Annotated in this window: 12 protein-coding genes, 1 tRNA gene and 1 rRNA gene; 9 read left to right on the forward strand and 5 right to left on the reverse strand. The window is 39.6% G+C overall.

What is annotated here, in order from left to right:
- Together HMPREF9075_RS08300 and HMPREF9075_RS08305 are read left to right on the forward strand one after the other, a co-directional pair.
- A complete protein-coding gene (locus HMPREF9075_RS08300; RefSeq protein ID WP_009416085.1) occupies positions 1-600 on the forward strand; it encodes a PASTA domain-containing protein in 600 nt (199 codons plus the stop codon).
- Positions 600-1649 (forward strand): RluA family pseudouridine synthase, encoded by a 1050-nt coding sequence (locus HMPREF9075_RS08305; RefSeq protein WP_009416086.1) that lies wholly within the window; start codon positions 600-602, stop codon positions 1647-1649. Before HMPREF9075_RS08300 ends, HMPREF9075_RS08305 begins: the two co-directional genes overlap by 1 nt.
- On the opposite strand, the gene HMPREF9075_RS08310 is transcribed toward HMPREF9075_RS08305, so the two are convergent.
- The 3 genes from HMPREF9075_RS08310 to HMPREF9075_RS08320 form a co-directional block, all read right to left on the reverse strand.
- Entirely contained in the window at positions 1646-4240 is a 2595-nt protein-coding gene (locus HMPREF9075_RS08310; protein ID WP_009416087.1) for a transglycosylase domain-containing protein, read from the reverse strand. The genes HMPREF9075_RS08305 and HMPREF9075_RS08310 overlap by 4 nt on opposite strands.
- Positions 4241-4274: 34 nt before the next feature.
- Positions 4275-4862: a DUF3127 domain-containing protein gene (locus tag HMPREF9075_RS08315; protein ID WP_009416088.1), complete on the reverse strand. Its 588-nt coding sequence runs from the start codon at positions 4860-4862 to the stop codon at positions 4275-4277.
- A 97-nt stretch (positions 4863-4959) separates the two neighbouring features.
- On the reverse strand, positions 4960-7227 hold the full coding sequence (locus HMPREF9075_RS08320) for a GH92 family glycosyl hydrolase (protein WP_009416089.1): 2268 nt from the start codon (positions 7225-7227) through the stop codon (positions 4960-4962).
- Between the two features lie 325 nt (positions 7228-7552).
- Between HMPREF9075_RS08320 and HMPREF9075_RS08325 the strand changes: the two genes are divergently transcribed.
- On the forward strand, positions 7553-9862 hold the full coding sequence (locus HMPREF9075_RS08325; RefSeq protein ID WP_009416090.1) for a family 20 glycosylhydrolase: 2310 nt from the start codon (positions 7553-7555) through the stop codon (positions 9860-9862).
- A 7-nt stretch (positions 9863-9869) separates the two neighbouring features.
- Here the strand turns inward: HMPREF9075_RS08325 and HMPREF9075_RS08330 are convergent, their stop codons facing one another.
- The gene (locus tag HMPREF9075_RS08330) at positions 9870-10565 is read right to left on the reverse strand and encodes a ZIP family metal transporter (RefSeq protein WP_009416091.1); all 696 of its coding nucleotides are present in this window, start codon (positions 10563-10565) and stop codon (positions 9870-9872) included.
- A 269-nt stretch (positions 10566-10834) separates the two neighbouring features.
- Between HMPREF9075_RS08330 and HMPREF9075_RS08335 the strand changes: the two genes are divergently transcribed.
- From HMPREF9075_RS08335 to HMPREF9075_RS08360, 6 genes are all read left to right on the forward strand, one after another.
- The gene (locus tag HMPREF9075_RS08335; protein ID WP_009416093.1) at positions 10835-11038 is read left to right on the forward strand and encodes a hypothetical protein; all 204 of its coding nucleotides are present in this window, start codon (positions 10835-10837) and stop codon (positions 11036-11038) included.
- Between the two features lie 32 nt (positions 11039-11070).
- On the forward strand, positions 11071-11517 hold the full coding sequence (locus tag HMPREF9075_RS08340) for a hypothetical protein (RefSeq protein ID WP_009416094.1): 447 nt from the start codon (positions 11071-11073) through the stop codon (positions 11515-11517).
- A gap of 46 nt (positions 11518-11563) precedes the next feature.
- A complete protein-coding gene (locus HMPREF9075_RS08345) occupies positions 11564-11866 on the forward strand; it encodes a DUF1493 family protein (protein WP_009416095.1) in 303 nt (100 codons plus the stop codon).
- 19 nt (positions 11867-11885) lie between these two features.
- Positions 11886-13271, forward strand: coding sequence for a dipeptidase (locus HMPREF9075_RS08350; protein WP_034557253.1), 1386 nt, complete (start codon positions 11886-11888; stop codon positions 13269-13271).
- A 195-nt stretch (positions 13272-13466) separates the two neighbouring features.
- Positions 13467-13540: transfer RNA gene (locus HMPREF9075_RS08355), tRNA-Asn, on the forward strand.
- Positions 13541-13954: 414 nt separating this feature from the next.
- Positions 13955-14779, forward strand: coding sequence for an AAA family ATPase (locus tag HMPREF9075_RS08360; RefSeq protein WP_009416098.1), 825 nt, complete (start codon positions 13955-13957; stop codon positions 14777-14779).
- Between the two features lie 166 nt (positions 14780-14945).
- Here HMPREF9075_RS08360 and rrf read toward each other — a convergent pair.
- A 5S ribosomal RNA gene (gene rrf, locus HMPREF9075_RS08365) occupies positions 14946-15055 on the reverse strand.
- Positions 15056-15182 lie beyond the last annotated feature (127 nt).

The raw sequence follows: 15182 nt of genomic DNA on the forward strand, positions 1-15182 counted from the left end.
ATGTTGAAAAAGATATTCCAAAAACTCTTAGGGCAGCTGCTATTAGCCGTAGTAGCCTTTGCCCTGCTGGTGTGGGCTACCCTTCACCTCTTAGATTATTATACTGATCACGGAAAGTATATCGTAGTGCCCGACCTTACGAAAAAAACGCTTACTGAGGTGCAGCTTCTTTTTGAAAAAGAACACCTGCGCTATGAGGTACTCGATTCTACTGAATACGACCCTAAATATCCGCCTTTGGCAGTAATTAGCCAAAGTCCTGAACCTAACGAGCGGGTAAAAGAGAACCGAAAAATATACCTAAATATTAACCCTACGGGCTACCATAAGGTAACGGTGCCTAAGGTAATACAGGTTACACGCCGCAATGCTGAAGCTACATTGCAATCGGTAGGGCTTACTATTGGCAATATTACTTATGTAGATGATATTGGCAAGGATATGGTGCTAGAACTGCAACACAACGGCAAGCCGGTATTACCAGGGGAAAAATTGGTAAAAACTTCGCGCATAGACCTTATCTGCGGCAATGGCTTGGAAAATAAAGAGAATGACAGCATTCCAAATGAAATTCCAATTGAAGAACTGATAGGCGAATAATGACATACGAACAAGACGATTACGATGAACTACTACCCGATGAGGAAGTAGGTAATGAGCTTTATGAGCATTATTGTTTCAAGGCTGGCAAAGGACAAGAACCATTGCGAGTGGATAAGTTTTTGATGAACTTTGTAGAGAACGCCACTCGCAACAAAGTACAACAGGCTGCCAAACAGGGGAATATATTTGTAAATGGAAGCCCTGTAAAAGCTAACTACCGCGTGAAGGCTAACGATGAGGTAAAGGTGCTTTTTGCGCATCCTCCTCACGAAGATTTGTTGGTGGCTGAAAATATTGCCTTAGATATCGTATATGAAGATGAGCAGCTACTGGTAGTGAATAAGCCTGCGGGTATGGTTGTACACCCGGGGCACGGAAACTATAGCGGAACGCTTATCAATGCGCTGGTATATCATTTTGAAAATTTGCCTAACAATAGTAGTAATCGCCCTGGATTGGTGCATCGCATTGATAAAGATACTAGCGGGTTGCTGGTAGTGGCTAAAACTGAAGAGGCTATGCTACACCTCACACAACAGTTTTTCAATAAAACTACCGAACGTGAATATATTGCCTTGGTATGGGGCAATATAGCCGAAGATGAAGGAACGGTGCGCGGACATATAGGTAGGCACTTGAAAGATAGGCTGCAAATGGCTGTTTTTGAAGATGGCTCGCACGGCAAAGAAGCTGTTACGCATTACAAGGTATTGGAGCGTTTTGGGTATGTTACTTTGGTATCGTGCCGTTTGGAGACGGGGCGTACGCACCAAATACGCGTGCATATGAAGCATATTGGTCATACGCTGTTCAACGATGAGCGTTATGGTGGTGACAAAGTGCTAAAAGGGACTACTTTTGCGAAGTATAAACAGTTTGTAGAGAATTGTTTTGCGGTACTTCCGCGCCAAGCGTTGCACGCCAAAACCTTAGGGTTTGAACATCCTATTACTCATCAATATATGCGATTTGACAGTGTGCTGCCTGAAGATATGCAGCTGTGTATTGAAAAGTGGCGCAATTACAAGAACTATACCGTTGATTAATTACCAAAAATCCGATTGAAGAAACCTTTCTTCTTAGGTTGTTGCTCTTCTTCTTTGTCTTTATTAGGTTTATTAGGTGCGTTGAGGTCTTCTATTGAAATTTCTTCTTCATCGTCTATATCGTGCAGTTTATCGCTGCGTTCGTAGATGCGGTAATGCAATTCGCCAGCTCTTATGGTATCTTTAGGAGGGGAACTCAGCAGACGGTCAAAAAAGCCTTCGTGCACTTCGGCATCACAAGCTATAATTTCTTCTTTTATCTCATCGGGGACAATGAAGGTTGCCCTCGTGAGCTTGCTGAATTTCTTATTGCGGTTTAGTTGTTGCACAAATAGGGCTGCTATAGGCAAAGCTGAATTAGCTCCTTGCCCAATACGGGTACTTCTGAAGCCTATTTGCTTGTCATTCCCCACCCAGCTAATCATTACAAGGTTGGGCAATAACCCTGCAAACCAGCCGTCTTTATTGTCCTGAGTAGTACCTGTTTTCCCTGCGAGGTCGTTGGTAAGCCCATATTGGCTACGCATACGGGCAGCTGTACCTGCATTAACAGTAGCACGCATTAGTTCTATCATCTTTTGTGCTGTAGCTTCTTGTAAGGCAGCTTCTTCTTTTTTAGGGTGATACTCCCATATTACAACTCCTTTTTTATTTACTATTTTTTGTATAAAGTAAGGATGTGAAGGCACTCCGTTATTGGCAAAAGTAGTAAAAGCTTTCGCCATTTCTATCACAGGAAGTTCTGCCGAACCCAAAGCTATTGAAGGTACTTTAGGCAAAGAGGTAGTAATACCCATAGCTTTAGATTTAGCAATTACGTTATCCAAGCCAGCGTAAAACAATGCCTGCACAGCAATAGTATTTAGCGATTCGCGCAACGCTTTTCCTACGGAGTAATATGTATAGGGGTCATCATCTGTTATTGAAGCATTTTTAGGAGACCAATATTTGTAATCAGCGTAGGTGAGGGCGCGTGGTGAAAAGTGAGTGCATACGGGCATTCCTCCCTCTAAGGCAGTAGCGTATACTATAGGCTTGAAAATGGAACCTACTTGCCGCTTGCTCTGTAGGATATGGTCGTATTTAAAGTGCTCGAAGTCAATCCCTCCTACATAGCTTTTTACTCCTCCCGATTGTGGGTCAACAGTTACAAAACCTGTATTGAGCAAGCGCGAGAAGAACGATAGGCTATCTAAAGTGCTATGCAATTGGTTTTTATCCTCTTCATAGAACGATAAGTCCATTTCTTTCTTTTCACTTAGCAGTTCCCATATTTGTTCATCTGTTTTGCCCTGCTCTTTAAGCTGTTTATATATAGGCAACCGCTTAGCTTCTTGCTTAAGCCACGCATTATCTAAGTTCCAAGGAGCCTTCTTGCCATAAGCCTGTTCAAATTCTTTTTGCAATCGTTCTAAATGTTTTCTAACAGCTATTTCGGCGTATTCTTGCATTGTTTTATCAATGGTAGTATAAATGCGCAAGCCATCTCTGTAGATATTATAAGGTGTACCGTCTTCTTTTTTAATATCTTTAAGCAGTTCAGGCAATTGCAATCTGATTTGCTCTCGTAGGTAAAGAGCAATTCCATTACTTGCAATAGGGTTGTAGTGAATTTTTAGGCTATCTTTGCTATTCAAATTGTAATCGCTCTCCGATAGCATCCCATTTTTTTTCATCTTTGCCAAAACGGTATTGCGCCTATCTTGGCTGCGCTTGGTAGCTGTACGAGGGTTGTAATTGTAATTTGCTTTTAGGGTGCCAATAAGGGTAGCAGCCTCATTGAGTGTCAGCTCGCGGGCGGGCTTACTGAAAAAACGCCACGAAGCACTCTCTATACCATAGGTATTATCGCTGAAAGGCACCGTATTGAGATATAAAGCAATGATTTCTTCTTTAGAATATACTTTTTCTATGCGCCGCGCAATAATCATTTCTTTGAGTTTATGCACAGGCATTGTGAGTTTGCCGTAACGTTGTTCCCTGCCAAAAAGATTTTTAGCCAATTGCATCGTCAAGGTACTACCTCCACCCGAAGAGTCATCTTGCAGCAAGAGCGTTTTGAAGAATACTCTAAACAAGCTTTTAATATCTACCCCACTATGCTCGTAAAAACGCTCATCTTCGGTAGCTATTAGGGCATTGATGAGGTATGGGGGAAAGTCTTTATATTCAATTTTCGTGCGGTCGAAGATATAGAACTTACCTATAAACTCTTCGTTGCAGTCGTAGATAAGACTCGCTTCGGCTTGTCGTAAGTCCTTCAAATCTTGTTTTGTAGGCAACGTACCAAATACCCCTAAATAAATAAGCAATATCAATAAAAAGATGCTTCCCACCCCTATAGTTGTAGGGATAAGAAAGCATCTTATATAAAACTTTCTGCTTCTGCCTCGTAATGAATACACAAGTAGTGGTATTGCGAGTATCGTCATTACTACCAATACCCATACCCCTTTAGCTGCATAGCAAAGCATTTTGTATAACCACATACACAAAGTAACTACACTCTCCATTAGCCACGATACCAATGGAGCAACAGCAAATAAAACTTTTATAAGGTATGTTTTTAATGTATTCTTCAATTGTACCAATATTTAATCGGTGGCAAAAGTACAAAATAATCTACTAAAATGGTAAATCATCAGCGTCATCATCTACAGACGATGACGGTGGTGCTACTGGTGGCACTTGTTGCATTGCTGGAGCACTTTGCTGGGGTTGTCCAAAGGCTTGTTGCGGTTGCCCAAAGCTTTGTTGCGGTTGCCCAAAAGCTTGTTGCGGATAGCCGCCTTGTGGCTGTCCATAACCCTGTGGAGCATAGCCTTGCGGTTGTCCATACCCTTGTGGAGCATAGCCTTGCGGTTGCGCATACCCTTGTGGAGCGTAGCCTTGTTGCGGATACCCGCCTTGTGGCTGTCCATAACCTTGTTGCATATCAGCACTTTCTATACGCCAAGCTTGTATACTTACAAAATATTTCACTTCTCCCGCCGGATTTGTCCATTCGCGCCCGCGCAAGTTAATGCTAACCTTTACCACTTGGTTGGGCTGAAAATTATCCAAAAGGCTACACTTTTCCTGCACAAAGTCTATTGGCAAATATTGTGGGTATTGTTCTTCAGTAACAAGTACCAATTCACGTTTCTGAAAAGTACCATTAGCCCCCACTGTTTGTACGGGTCCTATCTTTAAAATACGTCCTTGAATTTCCATTGTTTTTATAATTTTAGATGGCTCAAATTACCATTCAATAATTCCAATTCTTATGCAAAGGTACAAAATAAATTACAACTACCAAATAATTGGATTATTATTTAAGAGGGCTTTCTCTAAGCTCAAAACGTATCTTCTTTGCAGCACGCAAATCATCTTGACTAATGAAATACCCTTTCAAAGGCTTGTCATCTACGTATATTTGCTGAATGTAAATATTCTTGTCAGAAGCATTACTTTCTATTACCAATTCGCCATTAGGGTAATAGTTTTCATCTAATCGCAAGGTAATTTTGTTGAACTTTGGCGAAGTGAGTGTATAAAGAGGCTCAGCAGGGCTCACTGGGTATAATCCCATCATTCCGTACACCAACCAAGCCGACATTACGCCTGTATCGTCATTACCTGGCAAGCCCGCTGGTTTGTTTTGGAAATATTCTTTAATAAGTTCATCTACCTTTTGTTGGGTTTTCCATTCTTTACCTTTCAAGTAATTGTACAAATAAGGATAAGCAATATCAGGTTCGTTTGCCATATCGTATTGTTTGGTATCAAAAATGCGGTCTAATTGTGCTTCAAAAGGCTTTTCACCGCCCATTAGCTGTATCATACCTTTTACATCGTGTGTTGCCATATACACGTATTGCCAAGCATTTCCTTCTATATAGCCTACATTTTCTTCAAAATTAGCACCACTTTCAGGGTTAAAAGGCGCATACCAAGTACCATTTGCATAACGAGGACGCAATAGGTGTGTTTCTTTATCAAATAGTTTTCTATAAGTATAAGCCTGTTTGTTGAAACGCTCGTAATCAGCCTTTTTGCCTAATTTTTTAGCCAATTGCCCAATTGCAAAGTCGGCGATATTATACTCTTGAGTGGTAGATACAGGACCTCTTATACCGCCATCTACACTCAAATAACCATTTTTCCAATATTCTTCTACACCTGGGCGAATAGGATTGTCTTCCAGCGTATTAGCACCTTTTAGCATCGCTTCGTAGGCTGTATGGATGTCAAAATCAGTAAGCCCACGCAAGTAAGTATCGGCAATCACAATACTTGCAGGGTCGCCCACCATTGTAAAGGTTTCGGTAGAGTTGAGTTCCCATTTAGGCAGCCAGCCGCTTTCTTTATAAATATCAAGCATCGTGCGCACCATTTGCAGCTGTTGGTCGGGATATAGCAAGGTCATCAAGGGGTGGTAATTTCTGTAAGTATCCCATAATGAGAACACGGTGTAACGCTCTTTGTTTTTCCCAATTTTATTCGTGCTATTTTCAGGGAAATCACCATTTACATCGTTTAGCAAGTTGGGGTGCAACAAGGCGTGATACAATCCTGTATAGAAGATAGTTTTTTGGTCTTCAGTACCTCCTTCTACACGTGCGTGCAAAGCATCGTTCCAGTTGATGCGTGCTGTAGCATATACCTCATCAAAGCTCTTGTCGCCAATCTCACGATATAAGTTTTCGCGGGCATTAGCAATACTCACATATGAAATTCCTACTTTTAGTTCCACAGTCTCTTCTTTATCAAATTGATAACGGAAGTAAGCCCCTATACTATCGCCTACTACCTCGCGTGCAAACTGTTCTTTCAGGCGTACTTGCCCATTGTACCACATCCATTGGGCTTCTACTCCTTTGTGCATTTCTGGTTGTTGCCATATGCCATAAGAAGGAGCTGCTTTATTAACTTTTGCCACAAAATAAACAGGATAGGCAGATTCCGGACTATTGTAGCAAAATGAGCCTACCATACGCATCCCTTCTACTTCAGTAGGAGAGACGAATTTGAGCATAGCACCTTTTTCATTGGTAAGCCCCAAGCCTAAGTTGATGAGCAAGTTGGCTTCACCTTTGGGGAAGTGATAACGTGTAATTCCTGAGCGGGTAGCAGCAGTAGCTTCTGTTTTTATACCATATTTTGTAAGTTCGTTGCTGTAGTATCCTGCTTTGGCTACCTCATTTTTATAGGTAGAGCCGTATTTTAAATGATTTACTTCAAGAGCCCCCGTGGTAGGCATACTGATAATTACGCCTAAATCGGGGCAACCCACACCGCTTAGGTTAGCGTGTGTAAAGCCAGTAAAAAAGTTATTTTCATTTACATAAGGATTAGAGAGCCATCGGCTGTCTTTTTCCAACAGATTTTTTTCACCCGTAGTATCAAAGGCAACGTTAAAAGGCGAAATACTCAGCATCCCGCGAGGCACAACAGCACCAGGGTGCGTAGCCCCAAAGTTAGACGTACCAATCATCGGATTGATATAATCCACAGGTTGCTTTTGTGCTTGCAAGCTACAAGCAACGCTTAGTGCTACAATAGTAAGTAATTTTTTCATTTTTTTCGTAAAAAACATAATGGTTAATCAGGCTACAAATATACAACAAAATTTTAAACTCAACTTAAAAAAAACAAAAAATATTTTTAAAATAACGTTAGAAGATATTTTTTTGAATTCATAATTCATAATTCCCCCAGCGAAGGTTCAGCGAAGGAAAGTCGGCGAGCTGGCACAGCCGAGTATGTGACGAAGGTTCAGCGAAGGTTCAGCGAAGGTTCAGCGAAGGATGAGCGAACGATAAGTAAAAAACCTTACCAAAGTGCGGCTCACAATTCAAAATTCAGAATTCAAAATTCAGAATTTAAACATTATTTTATATCTTTGTGGCTAAATACTATAAATGATGAAAAACATATTATTGATGGGCTTGCTGTTGCTGGGAGTAGCAGCTTGCCAATCGCCTAAAAAAGAGGCGACTTTTACCGAAAAAGACCTTACCATTATCCCCAAACCTCTTTCGGTGAAAATGGGTGAGGGTTACTTTGTATTTAACGATGAAACAAGGTTTGTCGTGCGTGACACAACCGCGTTTTTGTTGCCGTTGTATCTCCTTGCCGAAGAATTGCAGCTGATGTCTGCTCGTCCTAAAAAAGAAAGAGCAAAGCGTAATTATATGGAATTGTCATTGGACAAAACGCTACCTGCAGGAGGCTACATACTTTCTTCGGATAGAGATAAAGTGCTCATCAAGGCGAGTGATGTTGAGGGAATTCGGAATGGGTTGCAAACCTTGCGACAGTTGTTTCCGCCTGAAGTGGAACACAAGATTAGGGGGCGCGAGTGGGTGATTCCTGCCGTAACCATTGAGGACGCTCCTGCTCACCAATGGCGTGGACTGATGCTGGATGTGGCTCGGCATTTTTTCCCCAAGGAATATATCCTTAAAACATTAGATCGTATGGCACTGCTGAAACTCAATGTGCTACACTTGCACTTGGTAGATAATGAAGGCTGGCGTATTGAAATCAAGAAATACCCAAAACTAACGGAAGTAGGGGCGTGGCGCGTAGACCAAGAGGATAAATTATGGGACGAACGTGTGCCCAACGATGCTGATGCGATAGCTAAGGGCGCTAAAAAATACGGCGGGTATTACTCTCAGGAGGATATTGAGGAGATGGTAAAATACGCTTCATCAAGAGGAATTACAATTGTGCCCGAAATAGAGATGCCTGCACACGTGATGAGTGCTATTGCAGCTTACCCCGAACTTTCGTGTCACAAACGCCCTATTGGGGTGCCTTCAGGGGCTGTATGGCCTATTACAGATATTTATTGTGCAGGTCAGGAGGAGACTTTTGAGTTTATTGAAGGGGTTCTTACAGAAGTGATGGAGCTTTTCCCAAGCAAATACATTCATATCGGGGGTGATGAGGCTACTCACACAGAATGGGAGCATTGCCCTAAGTGCCAGCAGCGGATGAAAGAATATCATCTGAAAGATATACATCAGTTGCAGCGTTATTTTATCAATAGAGTGAATGATTTTTTGGTTTCTAAAGGTAGAACTTTGGTGGGATGGGACGAGATTGTAGAAAAAGGATTGGCTAAGGATGCCGTGGTGATGAATTGGCGTGGCATAGAGGTTGGCAAACAAGCGTTGGCACAAGGTAATAAGCTGGTACTGACGAGTGATTGTTATATCAATCATTATCAGGGATTACCCGATTATGAGCCGCTGGCAAATGGGGGCTATTTGCCGCTGAAGCAGTTGTATCATTATAACTTAGAGAAAGATAAGCTTTCGGCTCAAGAACAAGCAGGAGTATTAGGAGTACAGGCTAATTTGTGGGCTGAACACGTAGAAACCACATCGCATTCAGAATATATGATTTTCCCACGACTATTGGCGCTTTCCGAAATTGCTTGGACGGATAGTAAGTTGAAAAATTGGGAAGATTTTATGGGGCGTGTAGAGCGTTTTATGCCTCGAATGGATGCAATGGGCATCAACTATTCGCGCTCGATGTACCAAGTAGTACCTACGGTAGAAAATAAAGATGGAAAGGTATATTTGCGCTTAGATTGCGAAGTGCCTACTGCCGAAATAAGGTATGCACTTGGCGGTGTGCCTATAAATAAAGGGCAGCGTTATACAGCGCCTATTGCCATTGAAGGAACAACTACTTATAATGCAGCAGTAATGCAGGGAAATTTTTCAACTACAATTACTACAGGGGAGATTACATTTCATAAAGCTATGAACAAGGAAGTGCATTATAAGGTACCTTATCATAAAAAATATGGGGGGCAAGGAGCTGGAACGCTTACCAATATAGTGCGTGGCACGAAGGATTTCCACGATGGGCAATGGTTAGGTTGGCTGGGTGATGATGTTGAAATGACTATTGATTTAGGGGCTGCAACAACAGTGAGTGAGGTGCGTGTAGGTGCAATGGACGCTCAATCATCGGGGATTTACTTTCCTGTAAAAATAGTGGTAGAAATATCGGCAGACAGCAAGCGTTATGAAGAGGTAGCTGCAAAGGAGGTTCCTTGTGAAATCAGAGGAAAAGCTTCACTAAAGGATTTTGTGCTAAAATTTGCCGCTAAAGAGAGTCGTTATGTAAGGGTTAAGCTAAAGAATGTAAAAACACCGCCCAAAGGGGGTGATGCGTGGTTGTTTATAGATGAGATTTTGGTGTTGTAGGGGTTCTCTAACTGAGATACCCCACTGCAAAACCTATACAAACGGTTAAAAACTTTAATAAATTAAAGCGATGTCCTTCAGCATTTTCAAAGAGTATCACTGTAGAAATATGCAAGAAAATACCAATGACTACCCCCGAAAGTTCAGTATGATAGGCTCCTAACTGAGGTACATTCGCACTCAGAAACGTTCCCAGCGGTGTCATTAGTGCAAAAAATAGTAAAAAGAAGGCTGTTTTCCACTTACCAACACCTGAATTGATAAAAAAAGTGGTTAGAACAATAGCTACGGGCAGTTTGTGCATAAAAATACCATAGACTAAGTTCTGATTGTGTGCGTGCGAAAGAGGAAAACCTTCCAGAATAGAGTGGATACTGAGGCTAATAAAGAGTGAAAGCGGAAAGACTGTATGCTGATGTGCTACTGTATGTTGCGAATGACCGTGTTCAGCCCCGTGAGAAAAGAATTCTAATACAATTTGCAGCAGTACACCAATGATGATGAATAAGCCTATATGTTTAAAATTGTGAGTGTGTTCTTCGTGGTGATACACTTCAGGAATCAGCACAAAAACAGTAAGTGCAAGCAAGAAAGCACCACTAAATGATAGCAATAATTTTATATACCACTGGGAAGAGAGTTTGAAGAGGGAGACAACTGCAAAGCCCAGCAAGACAGCCAAAAAAGGAAGGAAATAAGTCATTTACAAAAATAGTTATTGAGACCGCAAAGATACAGTATTTTTTTTAAATTCTTTTTTTCCTATACTTAAAGAATGGATAATTCATTTATTTATTGTATCTTTGCAGAAAGTTCCTATTTTTTAGAACTTTTTTTCAAACACAAAATCACTAATTTTTTTCATAAGACGACAGCCAACGATGCTTTGCCAAAATGTGTAGCGTAATTGTGCCAAATATGACTTATTATGAGGAGCTTTTACTTTGTAATTCAACGTTAAAAATATGAGATATGACAGAAGAAGAAAAAACAAAAATGGAAAAAGAACTTTCTGAAAAGTTTGGTTCAAAAGTAACTATTACAATTGATAAATCTGACAGAGATTATAGCAAAGATCCTTTGCTTGTAAAGAAATTGGAGAAAGCTAAAGAAATTTGGGGTAGAATAAAATTTCCTGAGGGATTTTTTGATAAAAAACCTGCAATACAAGGGTAAGAGTTTAAAAACCATAAACAACCATACTGAAAATGAAAATACCAACTTATGATGTAAATTTAATGAATGAAGAGTCAAATAGTTTTGAGTTTATAAGTGAAGGGAAAAATGGTAGTATAGCAAAATTAGTCGTCTATCAAGAAATAGCACAAGGGGTATTTAATTTAGCTTTTGGGGATAAAAACCTTGAAACAGGACTTTTAGATGATAAAAGTGTATCGGATAACGGAGATACTGAAATGGTATTGGCTACGGTAGTGCTAACTGTTTTTATGTTTACTAACAAATATCCTGATGCTTATATTTTTGCAACAGGGAGTACTCCTGCACGAACAAGATTGTACAGAAGGAGTATTTTTAAATACTTAGAAGAGGCTCAAGAAAATTTTGATATTTATGGAATGTTGGAGACAGAAGAATTGGAAATATTTATCCCTAATAAGGAGTATGAGGGTTTCGTAATTCAACGTAAAAAATAACAACCAACGCTGCTTTGCCAAAGTGTATAGCGTAATCGTACAGAATATGACTTATTATGAGGAGCTTAAAATATTGATAGCTAAATATACGGGGAATGAAAAGGAATTGCTTTGGAATACGGCTATTAATAACGACTTGAAAATAGAAGGTGATGATGCTGTCGATTTCTTGCTGGAATTTGCTGAAAAATTTCAGGTGGATATGAGAGCTTTTCCTTTTGAGGTCTATTTTTATAACGAAGGAGAGTTTTCTTATTTTTGGCTGCTCAAATTATTAGGACTAAAAAGGGCAAAAAAACCTTTGTATATAAGTAGGCTTATACAAGCCATTGAGAAGAGAAAATTATAAAATGTTAATTATAAATTATATGCATACAGTAAAAAATTATATCAACGAGAACAAAGATCGCTTTATTGCGGAATTGATTGAGCTACTTAAAATGCCTTCAATCAGTGCTGATAGTGCTTATTCGCAAGATGTGCTGAATACAGCTGAAGCTGTAAAAAACGCCTTAGAAAAGGCAGGCTGCGACAAGGTGGAAATATGCGAAACACCAGGCTACCCTATCGTATATGGCGAAAAAACAATAGACCCTGCCTTACCTACAGTATTGGTGTACGGACACTATGATGTGCAACCTGCTGACCCTATTGAACTTTGGACGTCTGACCCTTTTGACCCTGTGATTAAAAAAACAGATATTCACCCCGAAGGGGCTATTTTTGCGCGTGGAGCTTGTGATGACAAAGGGCAGATGTTTATGCACGTAAAGGCGCTTGAATATATGGTGAAAAACAATGTGCTACCTTGTAATGTGAAGTTTATGATTGAAGGTGAAGAGGAAGTGGGTTCTGAAAGCCTAAGTTGGTTTGTGAAACGCAACCACGAGAAGCTTAAGAATGATATTATTCTTATTTCCGATACAGGTATGCTTGCTAATGATACACCTTCTATCACAACAGGCTTACGTGGACTTAGTTATGTGGAGGTAGAGGTTACCAGTGCCAACCGCGACTTGCACTCGGGCTTGTATGGTGGTGCGGTTGCTAATCCTATCAATGTGCTTACTAAAATGATAGCTTCGTTGCACGATGAGAATAATCGCATTACTATTCCTCATTTTTACGATAAGGTAGAAGAGCTTTCGCAGGCCGAACGAGATGAAATGGCTAAAGCTCCTTTCTCGTTGGAGGCTTATAAAAAGGCATTAGATATTGATGCTGTATATGGCGAAGCGGGGTATAGTACTACTGAGCGTGCTTCAATACGCCCCACTCTTGATGTGAATGGTATTTGGGGTGGTTATACAGGGCAAGGTGCTAAAACAGTTATCCCAAGCAAGGCATATGCTAAAATTTCGATGCGTTTGGTGCCTAACCAAGATAATCACGAAATTACAGAACTTTTCACCAAGCACTTTGAGAGCATTGCTCCAGAGGGGGTACGTGTGAAAGTTACGCCTCATCACGGTGGTCAAGGATATGTAACGCCTACTGATACGCCTGCTTATCGCGCTGCTGTAATGGCTTGCAAAGAGAGTTTTGGCAAAGAGCCTATTCCTGTGCGTTCTGGGGGTAGTATTCCTATTGTAGCGCTTTTTGAAGAAGAATTGGGTAGCAAATCTATTCTTTTGGGCTTTGGCTTGGATAGTGATGCGATACACTCGCCTAATGAACATTACGGTATTTTCAACTTTTTGAAAGGTATTGAAACTATTCCGTGGTTTTATCACTACTTTGTAAATAATAAATAGTAGCTAATTGTTGCTAAAAAATAGAGACTTCGCCGAAAATTGTTACTTTTAGCGAAGTCTTTTTTATTTTTTATTTCATTGATTTTTAAACATATAGAAAATAAAGATAAAAAAAATTAATATTTTTCTGCCAAAAAATTTGCAGGTTTCAAAATTAGTTGTACCTTTGCACCGCATTTGAGAAAGACATAACATTCCTCCTTAGCTCAGTTGGTTAGAGCATCTGACTGTTAATCAGAGGGTCACTGGTTCAAGTCCAGTAGGGGGAGCAAGAAAAAAAGGCTTTACATAAAGTAGAGCCTTTTTTTATTTTTATATTTTCAGGTTGTGTAGTTATATTTTTTTATTTCTCACTGATAATAAACGACTTATAAAATTTTATGAAGAAATAAATGTTAAAAAACTTGTGAGATATAAAAAAATATTGTAACTATGCACCAAAATTAAGACATATTAAAGCGTTAGCTTTTATTCTGTTACTCTAAAAAACTGGAAATTTTTAAAAAACAACGCAGGATAAAAAGTGGATACTCGCCCTTATAAGGCGTGAGCTATATCTATTTTTGCGTTGTAATGGTATTCCAGTGCCTTAGAGTAACAAAAGTAGTATTAGTGCACGCTTTTTTTATTGTCTATTCCAAACAAAAGCGTTAGCTTTATTCTGTTTTAAAAGTAAAGAAAGTATGGAGGCACAAAATAGTAATAATACTTCGCAAGAAGAAATGGTATTTATTCCTCAATTTCCTAAATTTAGTTTAGAAAGAGTTATCTTACCTCCTCAGGTAAAAGAAGACATCTTGCTGTCTCTAACTCTTATAGAAAACCAAAAACGTATTTATGAGGACTGGGGATTTGCTGAAGTAGAGTCTAAATATGTGGGCGACGCTCCTAAAAACTTGTTCAAGGCATTCAATGCTGCCAAAGAAGCCGATGCAGTTCTATTTTTTGATGAAGCCGATTCTTTCTTAGGAAAACGTATCCAAAACGTATCCAACAGCTCCGATCAAGCTATCAACTCTCTCAGAAGCCAAATGCTTATTCTCTTAGAAAATTTTGAAGGGGTTGTTATCTTTGCTACTAATTTAGCCGACAATTATGACAAAGCTTTTGAATCGCGTATTCTCAAACACATCCACTTCGATTTACCTACTCTAGAAAATCGAGAAGCGATTATTAATATTACAATCCCCTCAAAAGTACCTTTTAGTGCAGAGGTTAATAAAGAAGAGCTATGCAAAAAATTAGCTGAAATTTCTGATGGTTTTTCAGGACGTGAGATAAAAAATGCTGTCTTAGAAAGTCTTACCAATGCAGTGCAAAAAGCAACAGAACCCCTTGACGAAAGTGTTTTCATTGAAGGTTTTGAAAAACATAAAGAACGACTTCTAAAGTTTGAAGAAGAGCGCAAACAAAAAGGTATTAGCAAGGAACTCAAGGAAAAAATAGAAAGCAAAATAAAAGCTAAACTTGCTGAAGAAAAGAATGAAAATACCGATAAACAAGAATAACTTTTATTCTCTTTTGTAAAGTATTCCTTAATCCTCATTGGCACGAGCTACAGGTTCGTGCCTTTTTCTTTACATACCATATCACTATCCAAATCTAATGTCTAACACCTAATCACCATTCAGCAAACAAAAAAAGAGCAACTCATTACTGAATTGCTCTTTTATAAGAAGGCGGCGACATACTCTCCCACGTAACCGTAGTACCATCTGCGCTAAAAGGTTTAACTGCTCTGTTCGGAATGGTAAGAGGTGAGACCTTTGACTATAACCACCTTAAATCTTTAGTCGTTAGATTATATCTTTAAATACTCTAACACTATCTTATTTTAACATACAAGGATAAAAAGCATATCTTTAAATAACTACTAACTCTTAAAAAGAATGCTGCGCAAAAAGTCTACGG

The organism is Capnocytophaga sp. oral taxon 332 str. F0381, from assembly GCF_000318275.2.
Taxonomy (GTDB): Bacteria; Bacteroidota; Bacteroidia; order Flavobacteriales; family Flavobacteriaceae; genus Capnocytophaga; species Capnocytophaga bilenii.

What these genes read in the sequence shown, in the direction of transcription:
- HMPREF9075_RS08315 (WP_009416088.1), bottom strand. Translation starts at nt 4,862, where the DNA reads ATGGAAATTCAAGGACGTATTTTAAAGATAGGACCCGTACAAACAGTG.
- HMPREF9075_RS08360 (WP_009416098.1), top strand. Translation starts at nt 13,955, where the DNA reads ATGGAGGCACAAAATAGTAATAATACTTCGCAAGAAGAAATGGTATTT.
- HMPREF9075_RS08350 (WP_034557253.1), top strand. Translation starts at nt 11,886, where the DNA reads ATGCATACAGTAAAAAATTATATCAACGAGAACAAAGATCGCTTTATT.
- HMPREF9075_RS08325 (WP_009416090.1), top strand. Translation starts at nt 7,553, where the DNA reads ATGATGAAAAACATATTATTGATGGGCTTGCTGTTGCTGGGAGTAGCA.
- HMPREF9075_RS08300 (WP_009416085.1), top strand. Translation starts at nt 1, where the DNA reads ATGTTGAAAAAGATATTCCAAAAACTCTTAGGGCAGCTGCTATTAGCC.
- HMPREF9075_RS08320 (WP_009416089.1), bottom strand. Translation starts at nt 7,227, where the DNA reads ATGTTTTTTACGAAAAAAATGAAAAAATTACTTACTATTGTAGCACTA.
- HMPREF9075_RS08345 (WP_009416095.1), top strand. Translation starts at nt 11,564, where the DNA reads ATGACTTATTATGAGGAGCTTAAAATATTGATAGCTAAATATACGGGG.
- HMPREF9075_RS08305 (WP_009416086.1), top strand. Translation starts at nt 600, where the DNA reads ATGACATACGAACAAGACGATTACGATGAACTACTACCCGATGAGGAA.
- HMPREF9075_RS08330 (WP_009416091.1), bottom strand. Translation starts at nt 10,565, where the DNA reads ATGACTTATTTCCTTCCTTTTTTGGCTGTCTTGCTGGGCTTTGCAGTT.
- HMPREF9075_RS08335 (WP_009416093.1), top strand. Translation starts at nt 10,835, where the DNA reads ATGACAGAAGAAGAAAAAACAAAAATGGAAAAAGAACTTTCTGAAAAG.
- HMPREF9075_RS08340 (WP_009416094.1), top strand. Translation starts at nt 11,071, where the DNA reads ATGAAAATACCAACTTATGATGTAAATTTAATGAATGAAGAGTCAAAT.